Below are 20921 nucleotides of genomic sequence, written 5' to 3'. Positions count from 1 at the left end.
GGGGCTGGTCGTGCCGCTGCGCGGAGCGTCGCGAGGCGCCATGCTTAACACCGCCTTTACCATGCCGGGGCAGAGTGCCGGGCGAGAGAATCCCCCGGGATCCGCCTGCCGTGTTCGTGAGTTGAACCCCGTGTGGGCTATGCTCTGATCGGTGCCGATTCCCAACGAGACCGGCGCGGCCAGGCGACCCCGGTGGGTAACAGGCGGAGAGAAGTCAATGTCCGGTCGCGGCGCTATTGATACGGTCGAAAACAAGGGCGCCACGGCACGCGGTACAGCCGCGCGGCGCGTTTTGGCGGCCTCGGCCGGCCTGTTGCTGGCGACAGTGAGCGGCGCCGGGCTGAGCGTGCAGGCGCAGCAGGCCAGCGACAGTGTCATCTCGCTCGGCCGCGCCGGGCAGGGGACCGGCGAAGCACCGGCGGTCGCCACCACCTCCGCCGCGACACCCGCCGGCATTCAGGCGGCGACAAGTCTCGTGAGCCCGGGCGAGCCGGCGGCGGCGCTGGAGGCTATCGCAATTGAGGCGCCGCCTTTCGATGCGGTCGATCCGGCACGGCCCAGCCCTGCTCGCAGCGCCGCTCTGGCCGCGCCGGGCCCCGCCCTGCCGCTGCCCGACGCAGCCGATTCCCGCCCGGCGGAGGCTCTGCCGGCGACGCCGCGCGTGGGTGATGGCGCCCCGGGCCTTGGCGAGGGAACGTCAGTGCCCCCAGTGCCAAGTCTCGCCGCGCCTTCCGTTCCGGCCGAGGCGGCGCCGTCTCTGGTCTCCGCGGAATTGGCGGGGCTGATCGGCAGCCAATTGCCGGGCTTTTCCACCCGGGCAGCGGACCGCGAAGCGCTTGCCGCCTTCTATACGGCGCGGAACTTCCAGCCGGTCTTCACGGCGGAGGGCGGCCTCTCCCCGCTTGGCCAGGCGGCGCTCGACACGTTCGCCGCCGCTGCGTCGGAAGGGCTGGAACCCGCCGATTACGCGATGCCGCCTTTGCCCGTGACTGCCGATGCGGCGGCCCGTGCCGAGGCGGAGCTGCGGCTCGCCGCCACCGCGCTGCTCTATGCCCGGCATGTGCAGAGCGGCCGGTTCGACCCGAAGAAGCTTTCCAAGGATGTCGATCCCAATCCGACCGTGCCCGAGCCGGCCGATGTGCTGGCGCGCCTCGCCGGTGCGCCGGATGCGGCGGCGGCGCGCGCCGTGCTGGCGGGCTTCGCTCCGCAATATCCGCAATATGCCCTGCTGAAGCAGAAGCTGGCGACGCTGATGGCGCGCGAACAGTCCGTCTCGCACGCGCCGATCCCGCCGGGCCCGTCGCTGCGGCCGGGCGAGAGCGATCCGCGCGTGCCGCTGCTGCGCGCGCGGCTCGGCGTCGGTGGGCACGCGGCGGGCGAGACTTATGATGCGGCGCTGGAGCAGGCGGTGGAGGACTTCCAGCGTCAGGCCGGGCTCGCCGTGGACGGCATTGTCGGGCGCGGCACGGTGGCGGCGCTGAACGACCTGGGCGGCGATCCGGTGCCGGACATCATCGCCAATATGGAGCGCTGGCGCTGGCTGCCGCATGAGGTGGCGCCCGCCTATGTGATCGTCAATATTCCCGAATTCATGGTCCGCATCATCGTGGATGGCAGCCCGGTGCACGAGACGCGGGTGGTGGTCGGCAAGCCGGAAACGCCGACGCCGATCCTCGACGAGACGATGCAGTATGTCGTGTTCAATCCCTCCTGGCACGTGCCGCCCAGCATCATGCGCAATGAGATGCTGCCCAAGCTGCAGGCCGACCCCTATGCGCTGCAGCGGCAGGGCATCGACGTGGTGCGCAATGGGCGGGTGATCGACCCCGGCATGGTCGACTGGCGCCGGGGCACGCAGGGCTATTCGTTCCGGCAGGAGCCGGGCGAACGCAACGCGCTGGGGCGCATGAAGTTCATGTTTCCCAACAAGCATTCGGTCTATCTGCACGACACGCCGAGCCGGGCGCTGTTCGCCCGCGACCGCCGCGCCTTCAGCCATGGCTGCGTGCGGGTGCATGAGCCGATGGACTTCGCCGAGGCGCTGTTCGCCCTCGGCCTGCCGAAGGAGGGCTGGACGCAGCCGCGCCTGTCGCGCCTGCTCGGCGGCTCGGAGAAATCACTGCCGCTGAAGAACAAATTCCCCGTCCACCTCGTCTATTTCACCAGCTTTGTCGATGCGGAGGGGCAATTGGTGGCGCGCGAGGACCTCTACGGCATCAATGCCGCCACCAAGGCGCGGCTGGGCCTCGACGGGACGCGCCAATTCGCTGAGCGCGGCACGCCCGCCCTGCGGCGCTGATGGCAGCTTGGCACCAGCGTCTGTGGCTAGAGGGGAACGGTCGAGCGCAAAACGCGCGGCCGGGCGGTAATCCCACGCGAATTTGACGATCTGGCACTCTTTTGCCACAGTCACTTTTTAGTGCGGGAGACAAGAAGCGTGGGGGCTGAGGTCGTAAGGACCTCTTAACCAAACCCGGGAAGACTGTGTTCACCATGCGCGGAACGGGCGCCTTGCCCGCTCCGTCCCAGGAAACGTTGAGTATCGGGTTCACGCCGTTGCGCATCATCGCCGCCCTCCGCTCGTCCAAGCTGGCCAAGGCCGCTCTCCTCGCGGCCGTCGCCACGCTGTGCGGCGCCGATCTGCTGCAGGATGCGGTGGCCAATGGCGACACGCGCACGCTCAGCTTTCACCATGTCCATTCCGGCGAAAGCGCCACCATCACTTTCAAGCGCAATGGCCGCTACGACCCGGCGGCGCTGAAGCAGCTCAACGTGCTGATGCAGGACTGGCGGCGCAAGGAGTCCACCAATATGGACCCGCGCCTGTTCGACATCGTCTGGGAGGTCTATCGCGAGGTCGGCGCCACTCAGCCGATCCAGGTGATCGGCGGCTACCGCTCCCCGGCGACCAACGCCATGCTGCGCTCGCGCTCGCGCGGCGTCGCCCAGACCAGCCTGCACATGCAGGGGCGGGCGATGGATTTCTACATTCCCGGCGTGCCGCTGGCGAAGATCCGCGAGGCCGGCCTGCGGCTGCAGCGTGGCGGCGTCGGCTTCTACCCGACCTCCGGCTCGCCCTTCGTGCATCTCGACACCGGCGGCATCCGCCACTGGCCGCGCATGAGCCGGCCGGAACTCGCCCGCGTCTTCCCCGATGGCCGCACCGTGCATGTGCCGGCCGACGGCAAGCCGATGCCGGGCTACCAGCAGGCGCTGGCGGCGGTGGAAGCGCGCGGCAATGAGCCGGGCGGCGCCGGGGCCGCCTTTGCCGGGCTTTCCGGCGGCAATGATCCCAAGCGCGCGGGCGCGCCGGCCAAGAACATTTTCGCCAGCCTGTTCGGCAAGGACGGCGACGACGAGGAAGAGGCCGCGCCGGCCGCCGTGGCCGATACCGGACCGGCCGAAGCGGCTCCCGCTCCTGCCCCGTCCGCGCCGGCCCCGGTCGCGGTCGCCGCCGCGATCCCCACGCCGACGCCGCGCCCGGCGCTGCCGGAGACCGCGCCCGCCATTCCCGCTACGCCGTTCGAGGTTGCCTCGCTCGGTCCGGTGCCTCTGCCCCAGCCCAATCCGCTGCCGCGCGGCGCCGTCGCCGCCGTCTCGCCCGCGCCGCGTCCGGCTGTGGCGCCCGCGCCCGCACAGACCGAACTCGCCGCGCTCGCCGCCGCCATTCCGATGCCGGGCACGCCGGAAGCCGCCAATAGCCGGCAGATCGCCAGCGCCGTCACCGGCACCCCGCTGAACGCCACGCGCCCGAGCGAGGTGGGCGGGTTGCCGGAGGTGATCGTGCGCGGCACCCAGGGCGAGGGCCCGGCGCTCGCTTATGCCGATGCCGCTGGCAGCGTGTTCGTCGCGCCGCGCATGCAGCCGGGCCGTGCGCCGGAACCGGCCGCGCCGCTCGCCCGTAGCGTGCCGTCCGGCGGGGGGGCAGCCCATACGGCGCCGGCCACGGCCGGGCGCAAGCCGCAGGCGCATTCGCAGGCCATGGTGGCGGAAATCCGCCGGCTGTTCAGCGGACCCAGCGTTTCCGGCGAGGTCGCCATGCACCTGCCGGAACTGCGTCGCTTCGCCGCCTTCGTCGTGCCGCCGCGGCGCATCGTCGCCGCGCAGTTCAGCCGCGACGGCGCCCACGGCCTGCCGACGAAGCAGTTCTCCGGCGAGGCCATCGTCGCCGTGCCGGTCGTGGCCATGATGAGCGGCCCGTCATCGCTTAAGAAGCCGCTCTGATCGTGCCCCGAGGCACCAGAAACGGACCGGGCGGCCAGTGGCCGCCCGGTCGGTTCTGCTGACGGTGCGCCTTTGCCCGGCTCAGCTTTCACCGAGCATGCCCAGCGCCTGCATGTAGAGGTCGACGATCGCCTCGTGCTCGGCGCGCTGGTCGGCATCCTGCTTGCGGATCTTCAGGATCTCGCGCAGCGCCTTGGTGTCGAAGCCGGTTCCCTTGGCTTCGGCGAAGACATCCTTGATGTCGTCGGCAATGGTCTTCTTTTCTTCCTCAAGTCGCTCGATGCGTTCGATGAAGGATTTGAGCTGTTCCTTGGCGAAGCCGGCGGCGGCATCGGATAGCGGCTGGTCGTTGGGAATATCGGACATGGTGTCTCCGGGGCAGCGGGCAGGGCCCGGCGTCTAGACGGCAATTCGGGCGGCGATAGGGAGCGCAAGCCGGGCGGGCCGTCAAGGCAATGGCGCATCTGCGCGGCTTTGCCGGGCTGGCTAGCCCCGCTATCCACCGCGAATCCGGGAAAAAGCGGCTCCTCGCCGGCTCAGTGCGGGCCCGGTCCGGGGAAAGCCGCCTTCTGCTCCGGCGTCGCCTCGCTCTGGTGGCGCGCCTTCCACTCCTCATAGGGCATGCCGTAGACCGCCTCGCGGCTCGCCTCCTTGGTCATCGGCACGCCCCGCTGCGTCGCCGCGTCCAGCAGCCAGTTGGAGAGGCAGTTGCGGCAGAAACCGGCCAGGTTCATCAGCGCAATGTTCTGCACGTCGGTGCGCGCCTGCAGATGGGCGACGAGACGGCGAAACGCCGCGGCTTCGAGTTCGGTGCGGGTGGTGTCATCGAGATCGGTCATCAGGGTCTCCCGGGAGTTTGCTTCCGGTCAGATGGGGGGCACGGGGCCGGTGCGCGAGCCATAGCTGCGCGCTTCGTGCAGTTCCGGCCGGGTCAGGAGTGCCGGCAGCAGCCCGGCGAGCCGGTCGGCCCAGGCCCGCTGACCGCCCACCTCGGCGATGAGATCCTGGCGGATTTCCAGCAGCGTGTTGGCCAGCCCGCGCAGGGTGGCGTGGCGGAAGAGGCAGTCCCCGCGCAGTGCGCCGTCATAGGGCTCGTTATCGCCGACGATGAGGTCGCCGGGGGCCTGCAGCGCCTCGATGAGGTCGCGGGTGAAGCGCGGGTCGCTGTCCCACAGCACGGCGGCGTGCCAGGGCCGGGCCACGCCGCGCCAGACCGGGGTGAAGCTGTGAATCGACAGCAGCACCGGCACGATGCCCGCCGCCAGCGCGGCCTCGATCTCGGCGGTGATGGCGTCGTGATAGGGGCGGTGATAGAGCGCCAGCCGCCGCTCGATCTCCGCCGCGTCGGCGTGACGGTTGCCGGGAATCACCGCGCCATCGGACAGCCGCATCACCAGCGTGGGGTCGTCCTCGCCGCGATTAGGGTCGATGAGCAGGCGGGAGAAGCGCGAAAGCACCGCGGGGCACCCCAGACGATGCGCCAGCATGCGCGTGACCCCGGCAGCGCCGATATCGTAGCCGATATGCCGCTCCAGTTCCGCCTTGGGCAGGCCCAGCGAGCCATAGGCGGGCGGCAGCGCATTGGACGCATGGTCGCACAGGAGGATCAGCCCGGCCTCCCGCGTGCCCGGCACGCGCTCGAAAGCGGGGAACGGGGTGGGGGCGTCGCCGGCACTGGCGGTCGCGGCGGGGTCGTCCGTGGAGAGGCGGCGCATATTTGCCCGTGAGCTGCGGGAAGTGTGCAGGAGGATATCGACGTGGGGCGTGGCGTGCCATAGGAATACGCCCGTTTCGCGTCGCGCGGCCGGGATTCGCGCCTGCGCGCAATAAGTAATGGCTCGGCGAAAGGCCGGCGGGAAGGGCTCCTCCGGGGCGGGTAGGGTGGTGATGACTGAGGCTTCTGCGCGTGAATTTCTCGATCGCCTGTTCTCCGCCGCGGTTGCGGCCGCGCATCCCTCGACCTGTCTGCCGCCAGCCCTGCCGCCGCCGCCCGCCCAGGGCCGACTGATCCTGCTCGCCGCCGGCAAGGCCGCCGGAGCCATGCTGGAAGTTGCCGAGCGGCATTATCTCGACGAGAGGGGGGTCGACCCTGCGCGGCTCGTCGGCATCGGCGTCGCCCGTCATGGCTATGGCCGCCCGACCCGCCAGTTGGAGATGGTCGAGGCCGGCCATCCCGTGCCGGATGCGGCGGGCCTCGCCGGGGCGCAGAAGGCGATCGACCTCGCCGCCTCCGCCACTGCGGACGATCTGGTGCTGGTGCTGCTTTCCGGCGGGGCCTCGGCGAACTGGATTGCCCCCGCCTTCGGCGTCGAACTGGACGACAAGCGGGCGCTGACCCGCGCGCTGCTGCGCTCGGGCGCCAACATCACCGAGATCAACACGGTGCGCAAGCACCTCTCGCGCATCAAGGGCGGGCGGCTGGCGGCGCTGGCCCAGCCGGCGCGGGTGGTGACGCTCTCCGTCTCCGACGTGCCGGGCGATGACCCGGCGGTGATCGGCTCCGGCCCCACCGTGCCGGACCCGACCACGCTGGCGGAGGCGCGCGATGTGCTCGCCCGCTACCGCATCGACCCGCCGCCCTCCATCGCGGTGGCGCTGCGCGATCCCGCCAATGAATCGCCCAAGCCCGGCGATCCGGCCTTTGCCGGCTCCGACTACATCCTGATTTCGCGGCCTGCCGATTCCTTCGTCGCGGCCGAGAAGCTCGCCCGCGAAGCCGGCATCGAGCCGGTGCTGCTCGGCGACAATCTCGAAGGCGAGGCGCGCGAGGTGGCGGACGCCCAGGCCGCCAAGGCCAAGGAGCTGAAGGCCGCCGGCCGCAAGGCAGTGCTGCTCTCCGGCGGCGAGCTCACCGTCACCATGCGCGGCCAGGGCCGGGGCGGGCCGAACCAGGAATATGCGCTGGCGCTGGCGGTGGCGCTGGACGGCGCCGAGGGCATCTATGCGGTCGCCGGTGACACGGACGGCACCGATGGCGGCGGTGGCGATGCCTCCGACCCTGCCGGCGCCTATGTGATGCCGGACACGCTGGCGCGGGCGAAGGCGCTGGGTCTCGATCCTGCCGCCTTTCTCGCCAATAACGATTCCACCAGCTTTTTCGAGCCCCTCGGGGATCTGCTCACGCCGGGACCGACCTGCACCAACGTCAATGATTTCCGAGCCGTTCTCATCGACGACTGACCGTGTGACGCGAACCGCCGCCGGTTGGCGGGCGGGGCGGCGCGCCCTCGGCGCGGCCGTGCTCGCCCTGCCGGTGCTGGCCGGCCTGATGGCGGCGCCGGCGGCGGCGGATTTCCGGCTGTGCAATCGGTCGAGCAGCCGGGTGGGCATCGCGCTCGGCTATAAGGACGGCAATAGCTGGGCGACCGAGGGCTGGTGGAACATCGGCGCCAATAGCTGCGAGACGCTGCTGCGCGGCGATCTGGTGGCGCGGTTCTACTATGTCTACGCCATCGACTATGATCTGGGCGGGGAATGGTCCGGCAAGGCCTTCATGTGCACCCGCGAGAAGGAATTCACCATTCGCGGCATCCAGGACTGCCTGGCGCGTGGCTTCGACCGCACCGGCTTCTTCGAGGTGGACACCCACGAGCAGAAGAGCTGGACGGTGCAACTTACCGAACGCAAGCCTCGGGCCGAGGCGGGCTCCGGCCTGCCGCCGCCGCCGCTGCCCCAAGCGCGGCCCTGAAGCCTGCCGCCGACATTCCCGTTGGGTGCCGGCGCGCCGGTCTGAGCAGCGCGCCCGCGCCCCGGGGCGGTTACTCTATGGGTAGTGCGGTGAAGCGAATCTGCCCCTCGGGATCGGCGACCATCAGGAGGGCCGAGCGGCGCCCCTCCTTTTTCAGCGCGGCGAGGCGGTTCTCGACATCGGCGGGCGTGGCCGTCGCTTCCTGATTGATCTCGACGATCAGATGGCCCGGCGCGATGCCGCGTTCGGCGGCGACCGAGCCGGGCTCGACCGCCATGACCACGACGCCCTTGAGCTCGTCCTTGATCTTGAAGCGGGTGCGCAGTTCCGGCGTCATTTCCGCCATGTCGATGCCCATCAGCTTGAGCGTCGTCACCGGCGGCGGCGCCTCCGGCTTCTTCTCGGGCGCGGCGGCGGCGCTGGGGGAGGGCGTGCCCTCATCGAGCCGTCCGACGGTGAGGCGGATCGTCTCCTGCTGGCCCTTGCGGATGACGACGACATCGACCTGCTTGTCGACCGGCGTGTCGGCGACGATGATCGGCAAAGCGCGCATGTCCTTCACGTCCTTGCCGTCGAAGGTGATGACGACATCGCCGGCCTTCAGCCCGCCCTTGGCGGCAGGGCCGTCCTCGTTCACCGAGCCGATCAGCGCGCCGCGCGCGCGGTCGAGCGAGAGGCTTTCGGCGATTTCCGGCGTGACCTGCTGAATGCGCACGCCGATCCAGCCGCGCCGGGTCTCGCCGAACTCCTTGAGCTGGGCGATGATCGGGATGGCGGTGTTGGACGGCACGGCGAAGCCGATGCCGATGGAGCCGCCCGAGGGTGAGATGATGGCGGTGTTGATGCCGATCACATCGCCATCCATGTTGAACAGCGGCCCGCCGGAATTGCCGCGGTTGATGGCGGCATCGGTCTGCAGGAAATTGTCATAGGGGCCGGAATTGATGTCGCGGTTGCGGGCGGAGATGACGCCCACCGTGAGCGTGCCGCCAAGACCGAACGGATTGCCGATCGCCATCACCCAGTCGCCGACGCGCAGAATGTCGGAATCGCCGAATTTCACCGCCTTGAGCGGCTTGTCGGGCTCGGGGGTCACCTTCAGCAGCGCCAGGTCGATCTTGGTGTCGCGGCCGACGATCTCGGCCTTCAGCTTCGAGCCATCGGCGAAATTGGCGTAGACCTCGTCGGCATCGGCGATGACGTGATTATTGGTGACGATGAAGCCGCTGGCGTCGATGACGAAGCCGGAGCCGAGCGAGGAAACGCGGCGCGGACCCTGATCCTCGCCCTGCTGCTGCCGGCGCTTGAAGAACTCCTCGAAAAACTCCTCGAAGGGCGAGCCCGGCGGCAGTTCCGGTGTCGGCACACTGCGCGAGGGCGCCACTGTCTGCGAGGTGGAGATGTTGACCACCGCGTCCATGATCTGCGCGGCGGTGTCGGCCACCGTGTCGGGGCCCTTGACGGCGGCGGCGTGGCCGGCCTGCGGGAGCACAGCGAGCGCGGCGGCAAGAGCGGCGGCCAGAAGCGCCGCGCCGGCGCGGCGGGTGGGACGGCGTCGCCGTGCCGGCGCCGGGCGGCGGCTCTGCTCCGCCGGAGGCGGCAGGAGGGCGGAAAGGTTCAGGCCGGGGCCCTCAAGGCAGTTGATCATGAAGCCTCCTTGACGCCGCCACGCGGAACCGGGCGGAGCGGCCCGACATGCTCTGGCCGATAGGCCCGACGCTACAAGCGACAAGACGCGATGCAAGCCAAAAGAGCGCGAGGCGGGGCGTACGGCCCCGCCTCGTCAGCCGCGGATAAGCCAGACGATGGCCAGTCCCAGAACGGCGCCGATCAGGCCGGCCACGCGCAGCGGGGAATCCGACAGATGCGCGATGGCCTCGGCGGAGCGGCGCACGGCGGCGGGGGCGACGGCCAGCGCCAGCCCCTCGATCACCAGCACGAGGCCGAGCGCGACGATGAAATCATACATCGTCGCGCTGCGTCAGTTGGCGGGGGCGGGCGCCGCCGCCGGAGCGGACGGAGCCGCGGGCGCCGCCGCAGGGGCGGACGTGGCGCCGAGAGCCGCGTCCGGACGAGCGGAGGGGCTGCCGAAGAAGCGGAAGAACTCCGAATCCGGCGCCAGCAGCATGCGCGTGTCCGAACCCTTCAGCGAGGCCTCATAGGCCTGCATCGACCGGTAGAAGTCGAAGAAGCCGCGGTCCTGATTATAGGCCTGCGCGAAGATCTCGTTGCGCTGGGCCTCGCCCTCGCCGCGCAACTGGTCGGCGGTGGCGTTGGCCTCGGCGACGATGATCGTCGAGTCGCGGTCGGCGCGCGAGCGGATGGTCTGCGCCGCTTCGCCGCCCTGCGCGCGGATTTCCGCCGCTTCGCGCTGACGCTCGGTCTGCATGCGCTGGAACACCGCCTGGCTGTTGGCTTCCGGCAGATCGGCGCGGCGGATGCGCACATCAATCACGTCGATGCCGAAGCCGGCCGCCTCACGGTTCACCTGATCGCGAATGCGCGCCATCAGCGCCTCACGCTGGTCGCGTACCACCTCGATGAAGGTGGATTCGCCGAGCACGCGCCGCAGCGACGAGTTCAGGATGGTGGCGAGACGCGAATTGGCCGCGTCCACCGTGCCGACCGATTGGTAGAAGCGCAGTGGATTGACGATGCGGTAGCGCGCGAAGGCGTCCACCACGAGGCGCTTCTGGTCGGCGGCGATCACTTCCTGCGACGGGTTCTCGAGGTCGAGAATGCGCTTGTCGATGAAGATCACGCTGTCGACCATCGGGATCTTGGCGTGCAGGCCCGGCTCCTCGATGACCCTGATGGGTTCACCGAGGCGCAGCACCAGCGCCTGTTGGGTCTGGTAGACGCTGAACAGGGCCGAGAACAGGCCGATGAGGACGGCGGCGACGATAATCGCCAGGACAAGACCGAGGCTGTTCCTCATTTCGCGGCTCCCTGAGCGGCCGCCGGAGCGGGGGTGCTGCCGCCGAGCGGGGCGAGAGGCAGATAGGGGACGACGCCGGACTGGCCGCCGGCCGCAGGGTCGATGATCACCTTGTCCATTCCACCGAAGACACGTTCCATGGTTTCGAGGTAAAGGCGCTGCCGGGTGACTTCGGGCGCCTTCTGATACTCGCCGAGCACGCTGAGGAAGCGTGCCGCCTGGCCGCGCGCCTCGATGATTGCCCGCTCCTTGTAGCCCTCGGCGCCCTGGGTGATGCGCGCGGCGTCGCCGCGTGCTTCCGGGACGACGCGGTTGGCGTAGGCCTGCGCCTCGTTCTGAAGGCGCTCGGCGTCGGCGCGCGCGGCCTGCACGTCACGGAAGGCGTCGATGACCTGCGAGGGAGGGTCGACCTTCTGCAACTGGACCTGGGTGATGAGCACGCCCGCGCGATATCCGTCCAGCGTGCGCTGCATCAGCTCCTGCACCGCCGTTTCAATGTTCTGGCGGGCGCCGGTGAGGATGGGCTGAATGTTGGTGCGGCCGACCACCTCACGCATGGCGCTTTCCGCCACCGCCTTGATGGTGCCTTCCGGGTTCTGGACGTTGAACAGGAAATTGGCGGCGCCGACATCCTCGGACGAGCCGGGCGCGGCGGGCTTCACCATCCAGAAGACGGCGAAGTCGACATCGACGATATTCTCGTCGCCGGTGAGCATCAGGCTCTCTTCCTGCACATCGCGCTGCACCGAGCCACGGCGCGGGTCGTCGCCGGTGCGGATGCCGATGTCGATGCGGTTGACGCGCGTGACCTGGGGGGTCAGCACCGTCTCGATCGGGTAGGGGAGGTGGTAGTTGAGGCCCGGATTGGTGGTGCCGACGAACTTGCCGAAGCGCAGGACCACGCCCTGCTCGTCCGGCTCGACGCGGTAGAAGCCCGAGAGCAGCCAGGCGACAATGGCCAGCGCCACCAGAATGACGATGCCCTTGCCGGTGCCGAAGCCGCCGGGAATGGCGGTCCGCAGCTTTTCCTGACCGCGACGGATCAGATCCTCAAGATCGGGAGAACTCGGCCCCGGCGATTGCGGACCAGTGCCCCAAGGGCCGCGCGGGCCACCACCCCATGGCCCGCCGCTCTGGTTCTTCCAAGACATTCAGCGCCCACTCCGTTTGCGCGCCCGGCTAGTCCGGGGCTCGCAAGCGCAGAACCGGCAGACGCCACCGTGCAAGAAAACCCGCGCCTCGCCGCCGGAACGGCGTGACGAGGCGGTTATAGGTGACGAGGCATCAGGTTACAACGCGCCCGCCACCTTCCGATATGGGAACTCGGCCGGGTTTACGCAACGGTAGAGCGCAAGGAACCATTCCGCTCCGGCACCTCGGCCGGCTCGCGGCTGGAGGACGGGCTGCGGTAATGCGCCAGCACGTAAAGGCGGATCGCCGACGACAAATTGCCCTGATTGCGGCCCGAATCGATGGAAGCCACGATCTCCGACAAGGTGCTGCGCCGATTGGCGGCGATCTCCTTGAGGGCGTCCCAGAACTGATCTTCCAGACTGACGCTGGTCTTGTGCCCGGCAATCACGATGGACCGCTTAACCACGGGACTCTTCATGTCTCGTCCTCTCGAATGCGCCTATGCCCTTCAAGCATTTTTTCCTGCTTTCGTTCTTCGGCCGCGTCCAACTCGCGCTGGTACTTTGGGCGGCCGAACTCCAAACGCCGGGCAGCGGCGGTTTGTTCCGCCGTCATCCGCGCGATCCGCTTGCGATGACGGTTCAGATTCACAAGATCGCCCACGGGCGCCGACCTCCGGTGATGGGGGCGCAGAGACTGCGCGGTGGGCGTCATTAGTCCTCTCATAATATCCATGAAAATGGCTGTTTCCAAGAATTTGCGCCGGTGCGGTACGCGGGCGCCGCCACTTCCGGCCGGTCCTTAAGTCGTTACAGGTAGCCGGCTGATCTTCCATCAATCCCCGATGAGGGTATAATGGTAAGCAAAAAACGGTCGCGGCAGCGGCTGCCGGAGGGGTAGGAGTCACGTATTTGTGAACTATCGGGCCGGAACCTTGCCGGAAGCTGTCATGCATCGCCGCGCAGATACCGCTCCCGCACGGCGCATGCTAAACCCGCCGCCAGCCGTGACGCCCGGTGAGCGGGCCCGTTGACGCACCCCGAAAGGCTTTGACCGATGACCAAGACCCGCATCGAAACCGACACCTTTGGGCCCATTGAGGTGGAGGCCGACAAGTATTGGGGCGCGCAGGCGCAGCGCTCTTTCGGCAATTTCAAGATCGGCTGGGAAAAGCAGCCGCTCCCGGTCATCCGGGCACTCGGCATCATCAAGCGGGCGGCGGCGGAAACCAATATGGCGCTCGGCCGCCTCGATCCGACGATCGGCGCCGCCATCGTCGCCGCCGCGCAGGAAGTGATCGACGGCAAGCTCGACGCCCATTTCCCGCTGGTGGTGTGGCAGACCGGGTCGGGCACACAGTCCAACATGAACGCCAATGAGGTGATCTCGAACCGCGCCATCGAGATGCTGGGCGGGGAGATGGGGTCGAAGAAGCCCGTCCACCCTAATGACCACGTCAATATGAGCCAGTCGTCAAACGACACCTACCCGACCGCCATGCATGTGGCCTGCGCGGAGGAAATCTCGCGCCGGCTGCTGCCGGCCCTGCGCACCCTGCATGGCGCATTGGCCGACAAGGCGGAGCAGTGGCAGCACATCATCAAGATTGGCCGCACCCACACGCAGGACGCTACCCCGCTCACCCTCGGCCAGGAATTCTCCGGCTATGCCCACCAGGTGGAGAACGGCATTGCCCGCATCGAATCGACACTGCCCGCGCTGATGCAACTGGCCCAGGGCGGCACGGCTGTGGGCACCGGCCTCAACGCCCCCGTGGGCTTCGCCGAGAAGGTGGCGGAGCATATCGCCGCCATCACCGGGCTGCCCTTCACCACCGCGCCGAACAAGTTCGAAGCGCTGGCGGCGCATGACGCCATGGTGTTCTCGCACGGCGCGATCAACACCGTCGCGGCGTCGCTGTTCAAGATCGCCAACGACATACGCTTCCTCGGCTCCGGGCCGCGCTCGGGCCTTGGCGAACTGGCGTTGCCGGAGAACGAGCCGGGCTCCTCGATCATGCCCGGCAAGGTGAATCCGACGCAGTGCGAGGCGATGACCCAGGTCTGCGTGCAGGTGTTCGGCAACAATGCGACGCTGAGCTTCGCCGGCAGCCAGGGGCATTTCGAACTGAACGTCTACAACCCTGTCATGGCCTACAATTTCCTCCAGTCTGTGCGGCTGATGTCCGATGCCGCGCTCAGCTTCACCGAGCATTGCGTCGTCGGCATCGTGCCGCGCGAGGACAATATCAAGGCGGCGCTGGAGCGCTCGCTCATGCTGGTCACCGCGCTGGCGCCGAAGATCGGCTATGACAACGCCGCCAAGATCGCCAAGACCGCGCATAAGAACGGTACCACACTGCGCGAAGAAGCCGTGGGCGGCGGCTATGTTACCAATGAAGAATTCGACGAGTACGTGCGTCCGGAGAAGATGATCTCCCCGGGTTAATGGATGTTCATGAACCTGAACGGGCATTCATCTTTATTTCCGAATGTATTGTATGGGTTCATTACCGAAGTTTCATTTGAAACATTCGGGTTCCTCCGCCAGCATCGGCCTCACCTTCACAGGAGATGAGGCCGATGAAACGCACGATCATTGTAGCAACCGCCGCCGCCCTTCTCGCCGGTGTGACCTTCGGCGTGGCGGCTCCCAAGCCGGGAGCGGGCGATCACCCGCGCCCGAGCCCGGAGCAGATGGCCGAGTTCGCCGGCGCCATGAGCGACGCCCGCATCGCTGCGCTCAAGGCCGGGCTCAAGCTGACACCTGATCAGGAGAAGCTGTGGCCGGCGCTGGAGAGCGCGCTGCAGGATGCCGCCAAGCAGCGGATGGCGCGCCGCGCCGAGCATCGCGCCATGCGCGAGGCGCAGCCGGAAGGCGAGCGGCCGGATGTCATCGAGCGGCTGCGCGCCCAGGCCGACGGAATGATCGGTCGCGGCGAGACCATGAAGAAGGTCGCCGATGCCGCCGCTCCGCTCTATGACGCCCTGGACGGTGCGCAGCAGCGCCGCTTCGCCATCCTGTTCAAGCAGATCCAGCACCCGCGCATGGCCTATGGCCGCGACGGCAAAGGCCATGGGCCGCACCATGCCGGCCCCGGCTGGCACGGTCCGGACGGCGCGATGCCGCACCGCATGCCCCCGGGCCCGATGGACCACGGCCCGGACGGGCCCGATGGCCCGGATGGCGAGCCGCTCTGATCCGCCTTCGCTCACATTCCCGGGCGGCGGTCACGTCGCCCGGGTTCGCCGCGGGTTTGAAGCGACGTCTCAGCCGGCGGCAAGCTCATGCAGGGCCGCGCCGGTGACGCGCTGCATGGTCCAAGCGTCCAGCGGCACGGCACCGACCGAGCGGTAGAAGCGGATGGCCGGCTCGTTCCAGTCGAGCACGTTCCACTCGAAACGCCCGAGCCCCTCGTCGAGGCAGCGCCGCGCCAGGCGCTGCATGAGGGCCCTGGCGATGCCGCGCCCGCGAAAGGCGGGGCGGACATAGATATCCTCAAGGAAGATCCCCTGCCGCCCGCGGAAGGTGGAGAAAGTGTAGAACCAGAGCACGAAGCCGGCGGCCGCGCCGTCCCATTCCGCGATGTCGCAGAACACGCGCGGCTGCGGGCCGAAGAGTTCGCGGGCGAAATCCGCCTCTGTCGCCTCCACCTCGTGCAGCAGCTTCTCATAGTCGGCAAGCTCGCGCACCAAGGCGAGTATCAGTGCGGCATCGTCGGGCCGGGCGGGGCGCAGGGCGAGGGGCATGGGCTCTTCCAGAACGTCGTGCCGGGCGGCCGATGGCCGAGCCGGATTGTGAGGACGAGGATTTTCCGGCCTCATCCGCGGTGCAGCCGGGATGACACCGCCGCGTTTCTACACCGCCACCGGCGCCTTGATCGCGGGGTGGGGATCATAGCCTTCGATGGCGATGTCCTCGTATCGGAAGGCGAAAAGATCGGTCACATCGGGATTGAGCGTCAGCTTCGGCAGCGGGCGCGGCGCGCGCGCAAGCTGCTCGTTCACCTGGTCGAGATGGTTGAGATAGATGTGCGCGTCGCCGAAGGTGTGGACAAAATCGCCCGGCTTCAGCCCCGTTACCTGCGCCACCATGTGGGTGAGCAGCGCATAGGAGGCGATGTTGAACGGCACGCCGAGGAAGATGTCGGCGGAGCGCTGGTAGAGCTGGCACGAGAGCTTGCCCTCCAGCACGTAGAACTGGAACAGGCAGTGGCAGGGCGGCAGCGCCATGGCCGGCACGTCGGCCGGGTTCCAGGCGGAGACGATCAGCCGGCGCGAATCGGGCGTGCGGCGGATGTCGGCGACGACCTGCGCGATCTGGTCGATCACCCCGCCGCGCCCATCCGGCCAGGAGCGCCATTGATGGCCATAGACCGGGCCGAGATCGCCCTTGGCATCCGCCCATTCGTCCCAGATCGAGACGCCGTTCTTCTTGAGATAGGCGATGTTGGTGTCGCCGGCCAGGAACCACAGCAATTCGTGGATGATGGAGCGCAGATGCAGCTTCTTCGTGGTGACGAGCGGGAAGCCCTCGGCGAGATCAAACCGCATCTGGTGGCCGAAAACGGAAAGCGTGCCGGTACCTGTGCGGTCATCCTTGCGTACGCCCTCGCGCAGCACACGTTCCAGAAGCTCGTGATAGTTCCGCATGGTGATAGTTCCGCATGGCTATTGTTCCCAAGACGCCGTCTGCCACCACATATAGCATGGGGCGGCGCTGTCCCATCCGCCGTGTGCGCCTTCGCCGCCCTCGTCCCCAGACGGGTCGGCTATGCCGCCGGAGGCGGTAACCCGGAACATTCCCGGCGGGCGCGACTTGTCCCGATGCGGCCATGCTGAGGGAGGAAATCATGACGAGAAGCACCGACACGCTCAACACCGAGTTGCATCGCCTGCGCATGCATCTGAATTTGCTGGAAAAGGATGCCACCCATCCGCTCGACCTGACGGTGGAACACTCCCATACGGCGCCAGCGCTGGTGTTGCGGGAAGGGCAGGCGTTGCGCAGCGCGCATTCCGAGGTGCGGCTCGACTACGACATGCTGCGCGAAATCCTGATGGAGGCGCTGCGAACGGAAATCGCCGCCCGCGAGGAAAAACTGCTCGGCAGCAATGGCGGCAACCGTCCGATCGAGCATCTGCAATATGGCGACCAGACCGAGGCGTGAGGCGCCCGGCGCGACGGGAAGGGGGAGTTGCGCATGCCCTCTTCCAAGTGGGGCATCGAACGCCTATATTCGTTTTGCCGGCGCAAGCCGGCTATGGCGATAAACGGACACCGGAATAAACTCTTCGGACCCGGGGGCAGTACCCGGCGCCTCCACCGGAGCCCATGAAGACGTGGGTTGCGGCGGGGGCGAAACAGGATCGACGAGAGCGTAAAGGGTCTTCTTTCGCTCGGCATGGTACCGCCGTCATCGGACCAAACATATAGTTGCCAACGACAACTATGCTCCGGTTGCTCAGGCCGCGTGAGCGGTTTGATCTACGGAAAATAAGTCCTAGCGGGTAGCACCGTGAGGCGGGGTTCGCAGGCACCTGGCAACAGAAGCCTGCACTTCCTTCTCACGTATGACTGGCAGTCGACACCGGAATCGGGTTCATTGCGGGCATGAGCGTCGATCTTATCCGATATGACCTGCTAGTGCAGGATGCGTTGCGCGGCGTCGTGGGCCGCGTCTTGACCGATGTTGCCCGCGACGGGCTGCCCGGCGACCACCATCTCTATCTCTCCTTCGACACAAGGGCCTCCGGCGTGCGGATTTCCCCACGTCTGAAGGAGCGCTACCCCGAAGAGATGACGATTGTGCTCCAGCACCAGTTCTGGGATCTGATCGTCACCGAGCAGTTTTTCGAGGTGGGGCTTTCCTTCAACGGCATTCCCGAGCGGCTGCATGTTCCCTATGCCGCGCTGAAGGGCTTCTTCGATCCCTCGGTCAAGTTCGGGCTGCAGTTCGAAACGGCGGAGGAGGACGGTGCTGGCGACGCGCCGGCGGTGGCTCCAGCGGCGGCGCCGACGCCGATCGGCGAGGGGCGTCCGACCTCCGTTCCCTCCACCCGGGCCGCCGGACGGGCTGCGGAGCCGGGAACCAGGCCGGAAACGGCGGCGGGCGGGCCGAAGACGGTGCCGCTTCAGGCCGCTCCCGCCGACATGTCGGCACCCAAGCCGGCCGCGGCGCCGTCGGCGGAGGCCAAGCCGTCCCGTGCCAAGCCCTCTTCGGACGCCCAGCCTTCGGAGCCCAAACCTTCGGAGCCCAAGCGTTCCGAATCCACGTCTCCCGGGGCCAGGCCTGCGGCGGCCGAGCTTTCGGAGAGCGCCTCGCTGCCTGCGGGCGAGGGCGAGGATCCGAAGGATGGCGGCTCGGGCGGGGCGCAGGTCGTGCGGCTCGACGCCTTCCGCAAGAAATAGCGCGCCTCGCGCAACCGCCCGCCACAGACCCTTTTCCCTTTAAACGCCGGACGTTACCGTGACCGCACAGCATGAGGTGATCGTCGTCGGCGCCGGCGCGGCCGGCTTGGCTGCGGGGGCGCGGCTGGCGCAGGCGGGCGTGGATGTGGTGGTGCTGGAAGCGGCCGAGCGCACCGGCGGGCGGGCTTTCACCGACACCGCGACCTTCGGTGTCGCCTGGGATCGCGGCTGCCACTGGCTGCATTCGGCTTCCGTAAACCCTTTGCGGGCGGCGGCGGACGAACTCGGCCTCTCCTATTTCGTGCGCGGCAACCGCAAGGCGCGCGCGACCCATCTCGGGAATCGCTGGGCCGATGAGGTGGAGTGTGAGGCCAGTTGGAACGCCATTCAGGCCAGTTACGCCGCCATCCACAAAGCCGGCGAGGAGGGGCGCGACATCGCCGCGAGCGCGGTGCTGGCCGAGGCCGGCCTGCCGCCGGACTGGGCACGCCTCGCCCGGCACTGGCTGGCGCTGCTCTCGGCTGCCGAGCCGGAGCGGCTCTCGACGCTCGACTACGCCGCCTATTCCGACACGGGCGAGAACTACCCGGTCGAAAAGGGCTATGGCGCGCTGGTGCAGGCGCTGGCTGCCCGCGACGCGCCTGATCTTGCCCTCGTGACCGGCTGTGCCGTCTCCAGCATCGACTGGTCCGGGCAGGGGGTGCGGCTTACCACCTCGCGCGGAACGCTCACGGCCCGGCTCGCCATCGTCGCGGTGCCGACCTCCGTGATCGCGCGCGGCGGCCTCGCCTTCGCGCCGCTGCTGCCGCCCGATCTTGCGGAGGCCTTCGACGCGCTGCCGCTCGGCGCGGCGGAAAAAGTCGCCTTCCTGTTCGACCGCGACGTGTTCGGTGTCGAGCCGACCAGCTATATCGACACGCTGGACCTGCGCGACCCGAACCGCAAGCCGGTGAATTTCACCCTCAACCCGTTCGGCCATCCCATGGCCATTGCCCAGCTCGGCGGGGCGAATGCGGCGGCGCTGGTGCAGGCGGGGCCGGCGGCGATGCGCGACTTCGCCCTCGCTGCGCTCAAGGATGCGTTCGGCGCGGGGATCGAAAAACATGTCGCCGGCGTCGCCACCACGGGCTGGGTGGCCGATCCCCTGATCGGCGGCGGCTATAGCTGCGCCCTGCCGGGTTATGCGCCGGTGCGCGCGCGGCTGACGCAGACGCTGACGCACCCGCTCGGGGACCGCCTGCTGTTTGCCGGCGAGGCATCTTCGCCCCACGCCTATTCCACCGCCCATGGCGCGCACCAGACCGGCCTCGCGGCGGCGGACACCGCCCTGGCGCTGCTCCGCGGGAGCGCGGCATGACCGTTCTCACACTGGTTGCCGCCGTGGCGGAGAATGGCATCATCGGGCGCGGCGATGCGCTGCCCTGGCACATTTCCGGCGATCTCAAGCGCTTTCGGGCGATCACCTGGGGCAAGCCGATCCTGATGGGGCGGCGGACTTTCGAATCCATCGGCAAGCCGCTGCCGGGGCGTACCAGCCTTGTCATCACCCGCGACACCGGCTTCCGCCCGCCGGAGGGCGTGCTGGTCGTTTCGTCACTGGGTGCTGCGCTGGAGCACGGGGCACAGGAGGCTTTGCGGCTGGGCGTCGACGAGATGGCGGTGGTCGGCGGCGCGCAGATCTATGCGCTGGCCTTTCCCCATGCGACGCGGCTGCGCCTGACCGAGGTGCACGGCCGCCCCGAAGGCGACGTGCACTTTCCCGCCTTCGCGCGCGGCGAGTGGCGCGAGATTGGCCGCGAAGGGCCGATCCAAGGCGAGAAGGACGAATTCGCCTTCAGCTTCGTGGATTACGAGCGGGCCTGAGTCGACCGTCCGGCTTCAAATCGGCCGGCCCTCGACCGTGATCGCCAGTTCTTCCTCCATATCCTTCATCGCGTCGAGATGGGGATAGATGGCCAGCGCCCGGCGGGCTGCGTCCAGCGCGCGCTTGTCGTCGCCGATCTCCTTGCAGATGATGGCGATGCCCGCCCAGGCGCCGTAATGGCGCGGCTCGCGGGCCACCACCTGGCGCAGATCGACCAGCGCGTCGGAAAAGTCCTCCTGCAGGAAGAAGACGGTGGCGCGCTTGTTCCAGGCTTCGAGATAATCGGGCTCGATCGCCAGCAGGCCGTCCAGCAGTTCCACGGCGAGATCGAACTGCTTGGCCTGTGTCGCCTGTGAGGCACGGGCCATCAACAGATCGGCGGTGTCGCTGCCGGAGGGGGTGAGCGCCACGTCGATGCGCGCGGCGATCTCCTTGGCCGATTCGTCGTCTGGTGCGGCTTTTAGCGCCGCGAACAGCGCGTCGAGCCGCTTGGCGCGATCAGGTTCGGCGGGCTTGGGCGCCGGCGCGGCAGGGGCCGAAGCCTCGGGCTGAGCCGGAGGCGCAGGGGGCTGCGCGGTTTGGGCCGTGGCCCCGAGCGGCGCGGCAGCAAGGATGAGGGCAGCAAAAAGGGCGCGCATGACCCCATGTTAGGAGCCGGCGCG

At 68.4% G+C, this 20921-nt stretch carries 22 protein-coding genes and 1 other RNA gene; 11 read left to right on the top strand and 12 right to left on the bottom strand.

Annotated elements, in window-relative coordinates; genetic code table 11:
• Positions 1-217: 217 nt before the first annotated feature.
• Both AAC979_RS14815 and AAC979_RS14810 read left to right on the top strand, forming a co-directional pair.
• A complete protein-coding gene (locus AAC979_RS14815) occupies positions 218-2299 on the top strand; it encodes a L,D-transpeptidase family protein (RefSeq protein WP_371347635.1) in 2082 nt (693 codons plus the stop codon).
• 236 nt (positions 2300-2535) lie between these two features.
• Positions 2536-4224, top strand: a complete 1689-nt coding sequence (locus AAC979_RS14810) for a DUF882 domain-containing protein (RefSeq protein WP_371347634.1) — start codon at positions 2536-2538, stop codon at positions 4222-4224.
• 81 nt (positions 4225-4305) lie between these two features.
• Here the strand turns inward: AAC979_RS14810 and AAC979_RS14805 are convergent, their stop codons facing one another.
• The 3 genes from AAC979_RS14805 to AAC979_RS14795 form a co-directional block, all read right to left on the bottom strand.
• Positions 4306-4590, bottom strand: coding sequence for a DUF2312 domain-containing protein (locus tag AAC979_RS14805; protein WP_018387757.1), 285 nt, complete (start codon positions 4588-4590; stop codon positions 4306-4308).
• A 170-nt stretch (positions 4591-4760) separates the two neighbouring features.
• Positions 4761-5063 (bottom strand): DUF1244 domain-containing protein, encoded by a 303-nt coding sequence (locus AAC979_RS14800; RefSeq protein ID WP_371347633.1) that lies wholly within the window; start codon positions 5061-5063, stop codon positions 4761-4763.
• A gap of 27 nt (positions 5064-5090) precedes the next feature.
• A complete protein-coding gene (locus AAC979_RS14795) occupies positions 5091-5939 on the bottom strand; it encodes an N-formylglutamate amidohydrolase (RefSeq protein WP_371347632.1) in 849 nt (282 codons plus the stop codon).
• A gap of 172 nt (positions 5940-6111) precedes the next feature.
• Here AAC979_RS14795 and AAC979_RS14790 point away from each other — a divergent pair, with 172 nt between their 5' ends.
• Both AAC979_RS14790 and AAC979_RS14785 read left to right on the top strand, forming a co-directional pair.
• Positions 6112-7404, top strand: coding sequence for a glycerate kinase (locus AAC979_RS14790; protein WP_371347631.1), 1293 nt, complete (start codon positions 6112-6114; stop codon positions 7402-7404).
• The gene (locus AAC979_RS14785) at positions 7373-7912 is read left to right on the top strand and encodes a DUF1036 domain-containing protein (RefSeq protein WP_371347630.1); all 540 of its coding nucleotides are present in this window, start codon (positions 7373-7375) and stop codon (positions 7910-7912) included. Before AAC979_RS14790 ends, AAC979_RS14785 begins: the two co-directional genes overlap by 32 nt.
• Positions 7913-7982: 70 nt before the next feature.
• On the opposite strand, the gene AAC979_RS14780 is transcribed toward AAC979_RS14785, so the two are convergent.
• From AAC979_RS14780 to AAC979_RS14755, 6 genes are all read right to left on the bottom strand, one after another.
• Positions 7983-9560, bottom strand: a complete 1578-nt coding sequence (locus tag AAC979_RS14780) for a Do family serine endopeptidase (protein ID WP_371347629.1) — start codon at positions 9558-9560, stop codon at positions 7983-7985.
• 135 nt (positions 9561-9695) lie between these two features.
• On the bottom strand, positions 9696-9881 hold the full coding sequence (locus AAC979_RS14775) for a DUF2065 domain-containing protein (protein WP_371347628.1): 186 nt from the start codon (positions 9879-9881) through the stop codon (positions 9696-9698).
• A 12-nt stretch (positions 9882-9893) separates the two neighbouring features.
• On the bottom strand, positions 9894-10850 hold the full coding sequence (gene hflC, locus AAC979_RS14770; protein WP_371347627.1) for a protease modulator HflC: 957 nt from the start codon (positions 10848-10850) through the stop codon (positions 9894-9896).
• Positions 10847-12001, bottom strand: coding sequence for an FtsH protease activity modulator HflK (hflK, locus tag AAC979_RS14765; protein ID WP_371347626.1), 1155 nt, complete (start codon positions 11999-12001; stop codon positions 10847-10849). The genes hflC and hflK overlap by 4 nt, the downstream gene beginning before the upstream one ends.
• Before the next feature lie 182 nt (positions 12002-12183).
• Entirely contained in the window at positions 12184-12462 is a 279-nt protein-coding gene (locus AAC979_RS14760; RefSeq protein WP_371347625.1) for a ribbon-helix-helix domain-containing protein, read from the bottom strand.
• Positions 12459-12647, bottom strand: coding sequence for a DUF4169 family protein (locus AAC979_RS14755; RefSeq protein WP_371347624.1), 189 nt, complete (start codon positions 12645-12647; stop codon positions 12459-12461). Before AAC979_RS14755 ends, AAC979_RS14760 begins: the two co-directional genes overlap by 4 nt.
• 393 nt (positions 12648-13040) lie before the next feature.
• Between AAC979_RS14755 and fumC the strand changes: the two genes are divergently transcribed.
• Positions 13041-14432 carry a class II fumarate hydratase gene (gene fumC / locus AAC979_RS14750; RefSeq protein ID WP_371347623.1) on the top strand — a complete coding sequence of 464 codons (1392 nt, stop codon included), beginning with the start codon at positions 13041-13043 and terminating at the stop codon, positions 14430-14432.
• Positions 14433-14566: 134 nt separating this feature from the next.
• Positions 14567-15184: a Spy/CpxP family protein refolding chaperone gene (locus AAC979_RS14745; RefSeq protein ID WP_371347622.1), complete on the top strand. Its 618-nt coding sequence runs from the start codon at positions 14567-14569 to the stop codon at positions 15182-15184.
• Positions 15185-15253: 69 nt separating this feature from the next.
• On the opposite strand, the gene AAC979_RS14740 is transcribed toward AAC979_RS14745, so the two are convergent.
• Complete coding sequence (locus AAC979_RS14740) at positions 15254-15733, bottom strand: N-acetyltransferase family protein (protein ID WP_371347621.1); 480 nt, start codon at positions 15731-15733, stop codon at positions 15254-15256.
• A gap of 108 nt (positions 15734-15841) precedes the next feature.
• Positions 15842-16636 (bottom strand): thymidylate synthase, encoded by a 795-nt coding sequence (locus tag AAC979_RS14735; RefSeq protein ID WP_371347620.1) that lies wholly within the window; start codon positions 16634-16636, stop codon positions 15842-15844.
• A 200-nt stretch (positions 16637-16836) separates the two neighbouring features.
• Between AAC979_RS14735 and AAC979_RS14730 the strand changes: the two genes are divergently transcribed.
• The 5 genes from AAC979_RS14730 to AAC979_RS14710 all read left to right on the top strand — a co-directional run bounded on the left by AAC979_RS14730 (position 16837) and on the right by AAC979_RS14710 (position 20258).
• A complete protein-coding gene (locus AAC979_RS14730; protein ID WP_371347619.1) occupies positions 16837-17154 on the top strand; it encodes a hypothetical protein in 318 nt (105 codons plus the stop codon).
• 37 nt (positions 17155-17191) lie between these two features.
• Positions 17192-17545, top strand: a transfer-messenger RNA (tmRNA) gene (ssrA, locus tag AAC979_RS14725).
• A 52-nt stretch (positions 17546-17597) separates the two neighbouring features.
• Positions 17598-18395: a ClpXP protease specificity-enhancing factor SspB gene (locus AAC979_RS14720; RefSeq protein WP_371347618.1), complete on the top strand. Its 798-nt coding sequence runs from the start codon at positions 17598-17600 to the stop codon at positions 18393-18395.
• Between the two features lie 58 nt (positions 18396-18453).
• Positions 18454-19752, top strand: a complete 1299-nt coding sequence (locus AAC979_RS14715; protein WP_371347617.1) for a flavin monoamine oxidase family protein — start codon at positions 18454-18456, stop codon at positions 19750-19752.
• Entirely contained in the window at positions 19749-20258 is a 510-nt protein-coding gene (locus tag AAC979_RS14710; RefSeq protein ID WP_371347616.1) for a dihydrofolate reductase, read from the top strand. The genes AAC979_RS14715 and AAC979_RS14710 overlap by 4 nt, the downstream gene beginning before the upstream one ends.
• A gap of 15 nt (positions 20259-20273) precedes the next feature.
• Here the strand turns inward: AAC979_RS14710 and AAC979_RS14705 are convergent, their stop codons facing one another.
• Entirely contained in the window at positions 20274-20897 is a 624-nt protein-coding gene (locus AAC979_RS14705; protein ID WP_371347615.1) for a tetratricopeptide repeat protein, read from the bottom strand.
• Positions 20898-20921 lie beyond the last annotated feature (24 nt).

Source organism: Ancylobacter sp. IITR112, from assembly GCF_041415945.1.
In the GTDB taxonomy this organism is placed as follows: Bacteria; Pseudomonadota; Alphaproteobacteria; order Rhizobiales; family Xanthobacteraceae; genus Ancylobacter.
The sequence above is the reverse complement of the archived record's forward strand: the minus strand, read 5'-3'. Positions and strand labels throughout refer to the sequence as shown.

Coding starts and splice junctions, on each gene's coding strand:
- AAC979_RS14710 (WP_371347616.1), top strand. CDS start 19,749: ATGACCGTTCTCACACTGGTTGCCGCCGTGGCGGAGAATGGCATCATC.
- hflK (WP_371347626.1), bottom strand. CDS start 12,001: ATGTCTTGGAAGAACCAGAGCGGCGGGCCATGGGGTGGTGGCCCGCGC.
- AAC979_RS14800 (WP_371347633.1), bottom strand. CDS start 5,063: ATGACCGATCTCGATGACACCACCCGCACCGAACTCGAAGCCGCGGCG.
- AAC979_RS14745 (WP_371347622.1), top strand. CDS start 14,567: ATGAAACGCACGATCATTGTAGCAACCGCCGCCGCCCTTCTCGCCGGT.
- hflC (WP_371347627.1), bottom strand. CDS start 10,850: ATGAGGAACAGCCTCGGTCTTGTCCTGGCGATTATCGTCGCCGCCGTC.
- fumC (WP_371347623.1), top strand. CDS start 13,041: ATGACCAAGACCCGCATCGAAACCGACACCTTTGGGCCCATTGAGGTG.
- AAC979_RS14795 (WP_371347632.1), bottom strand. CDS start 5,939: ATGCGCCGCCTCTCCACGGACGACCCCGCCGCGACCGCCAGTGCCGGC.
- AAC979_RS14805 (WP_018387757.1), bottom strand. CDS start 4,590: ATGTCCGATATTCCCAACGACCAGCCGCTATCCGATGCCGCCGCCGGC.
- AAC979_RS14740 (WP_371347621.1), bottom strand. CDS start 15,733: ATGCCCCTCGCCCTGCGCCCCGCCCGGCCCGACGATGCCGCACTGATA.
- AAC979_RS14720 (WP_371347618.1), top strand. CDS start 17,598: ATGAGCGTCGATCTTATCCGATATGACCTGCTAGTGCAGGATGCGTTG.
- AAC979_RS14730 (WP_371347619.1), top strand. CDS start 16,837: ATGACGAGAAGCACCGACACGCTCAACACCGAGTTGCATCGCCTGCGC.
- AAC979_RS14815 (WP_371347635.1), top strand. CDS start 218: ATGTCCGGTCGCGGCGCTATTGATACGGTCGAAAACAAGGGCGCCACG.
- AAC979_RS14775 (WP_371347628.1), bottom strand. CDS start 9,881: ATGTATGATTTCATCGTCGCGCTCGGCCTCGTGCTGGTGATCGAGGGG.
- AAC979_RS14760 (WP_371347625.1), bottom strand. CDS start 12,462: ATGAAGAGTCCCGTGGTTAAGCGGTCCATCGTGATTGCCGGGCACAAG.
- AAC979_RS14780 (WP_371347629.1), bottom strand. CDS start 9,560: ATGATCAACTGCCTTGAGGGCCCCGGCCTGAACCTTTCCGCCCTCCTG.
- AAC979_RS14785 (WP_371347630.1), top strand. CDS start 7,373: ATGATTTCCGAGCCGTTCTCATCGACGACTGACCGTGTGACGCGAACC.
- AAC979_RS14790 (WP_371347631.1), top strand. CDS start 6,112: ATGACTGAGGCTTCTGCGCGTGAATTTCTCGATCGCCTGTTCTCCGCC.
- AAC979_RS14705 (WP_371347615.1), bottom strand. CDS start 20,897: ATGCGCGCCCTTTTTGCTGCCCTCATCCTTGCTGCCGCGCCGCTCGGG.
- AAC979_RS14735 (WP_371347620.1), bottom strand. CDS start 16,636: ATGCGGAACTATCACGAGCTTCTGGAACGTGTGCTGCGCGAGGGCGTA.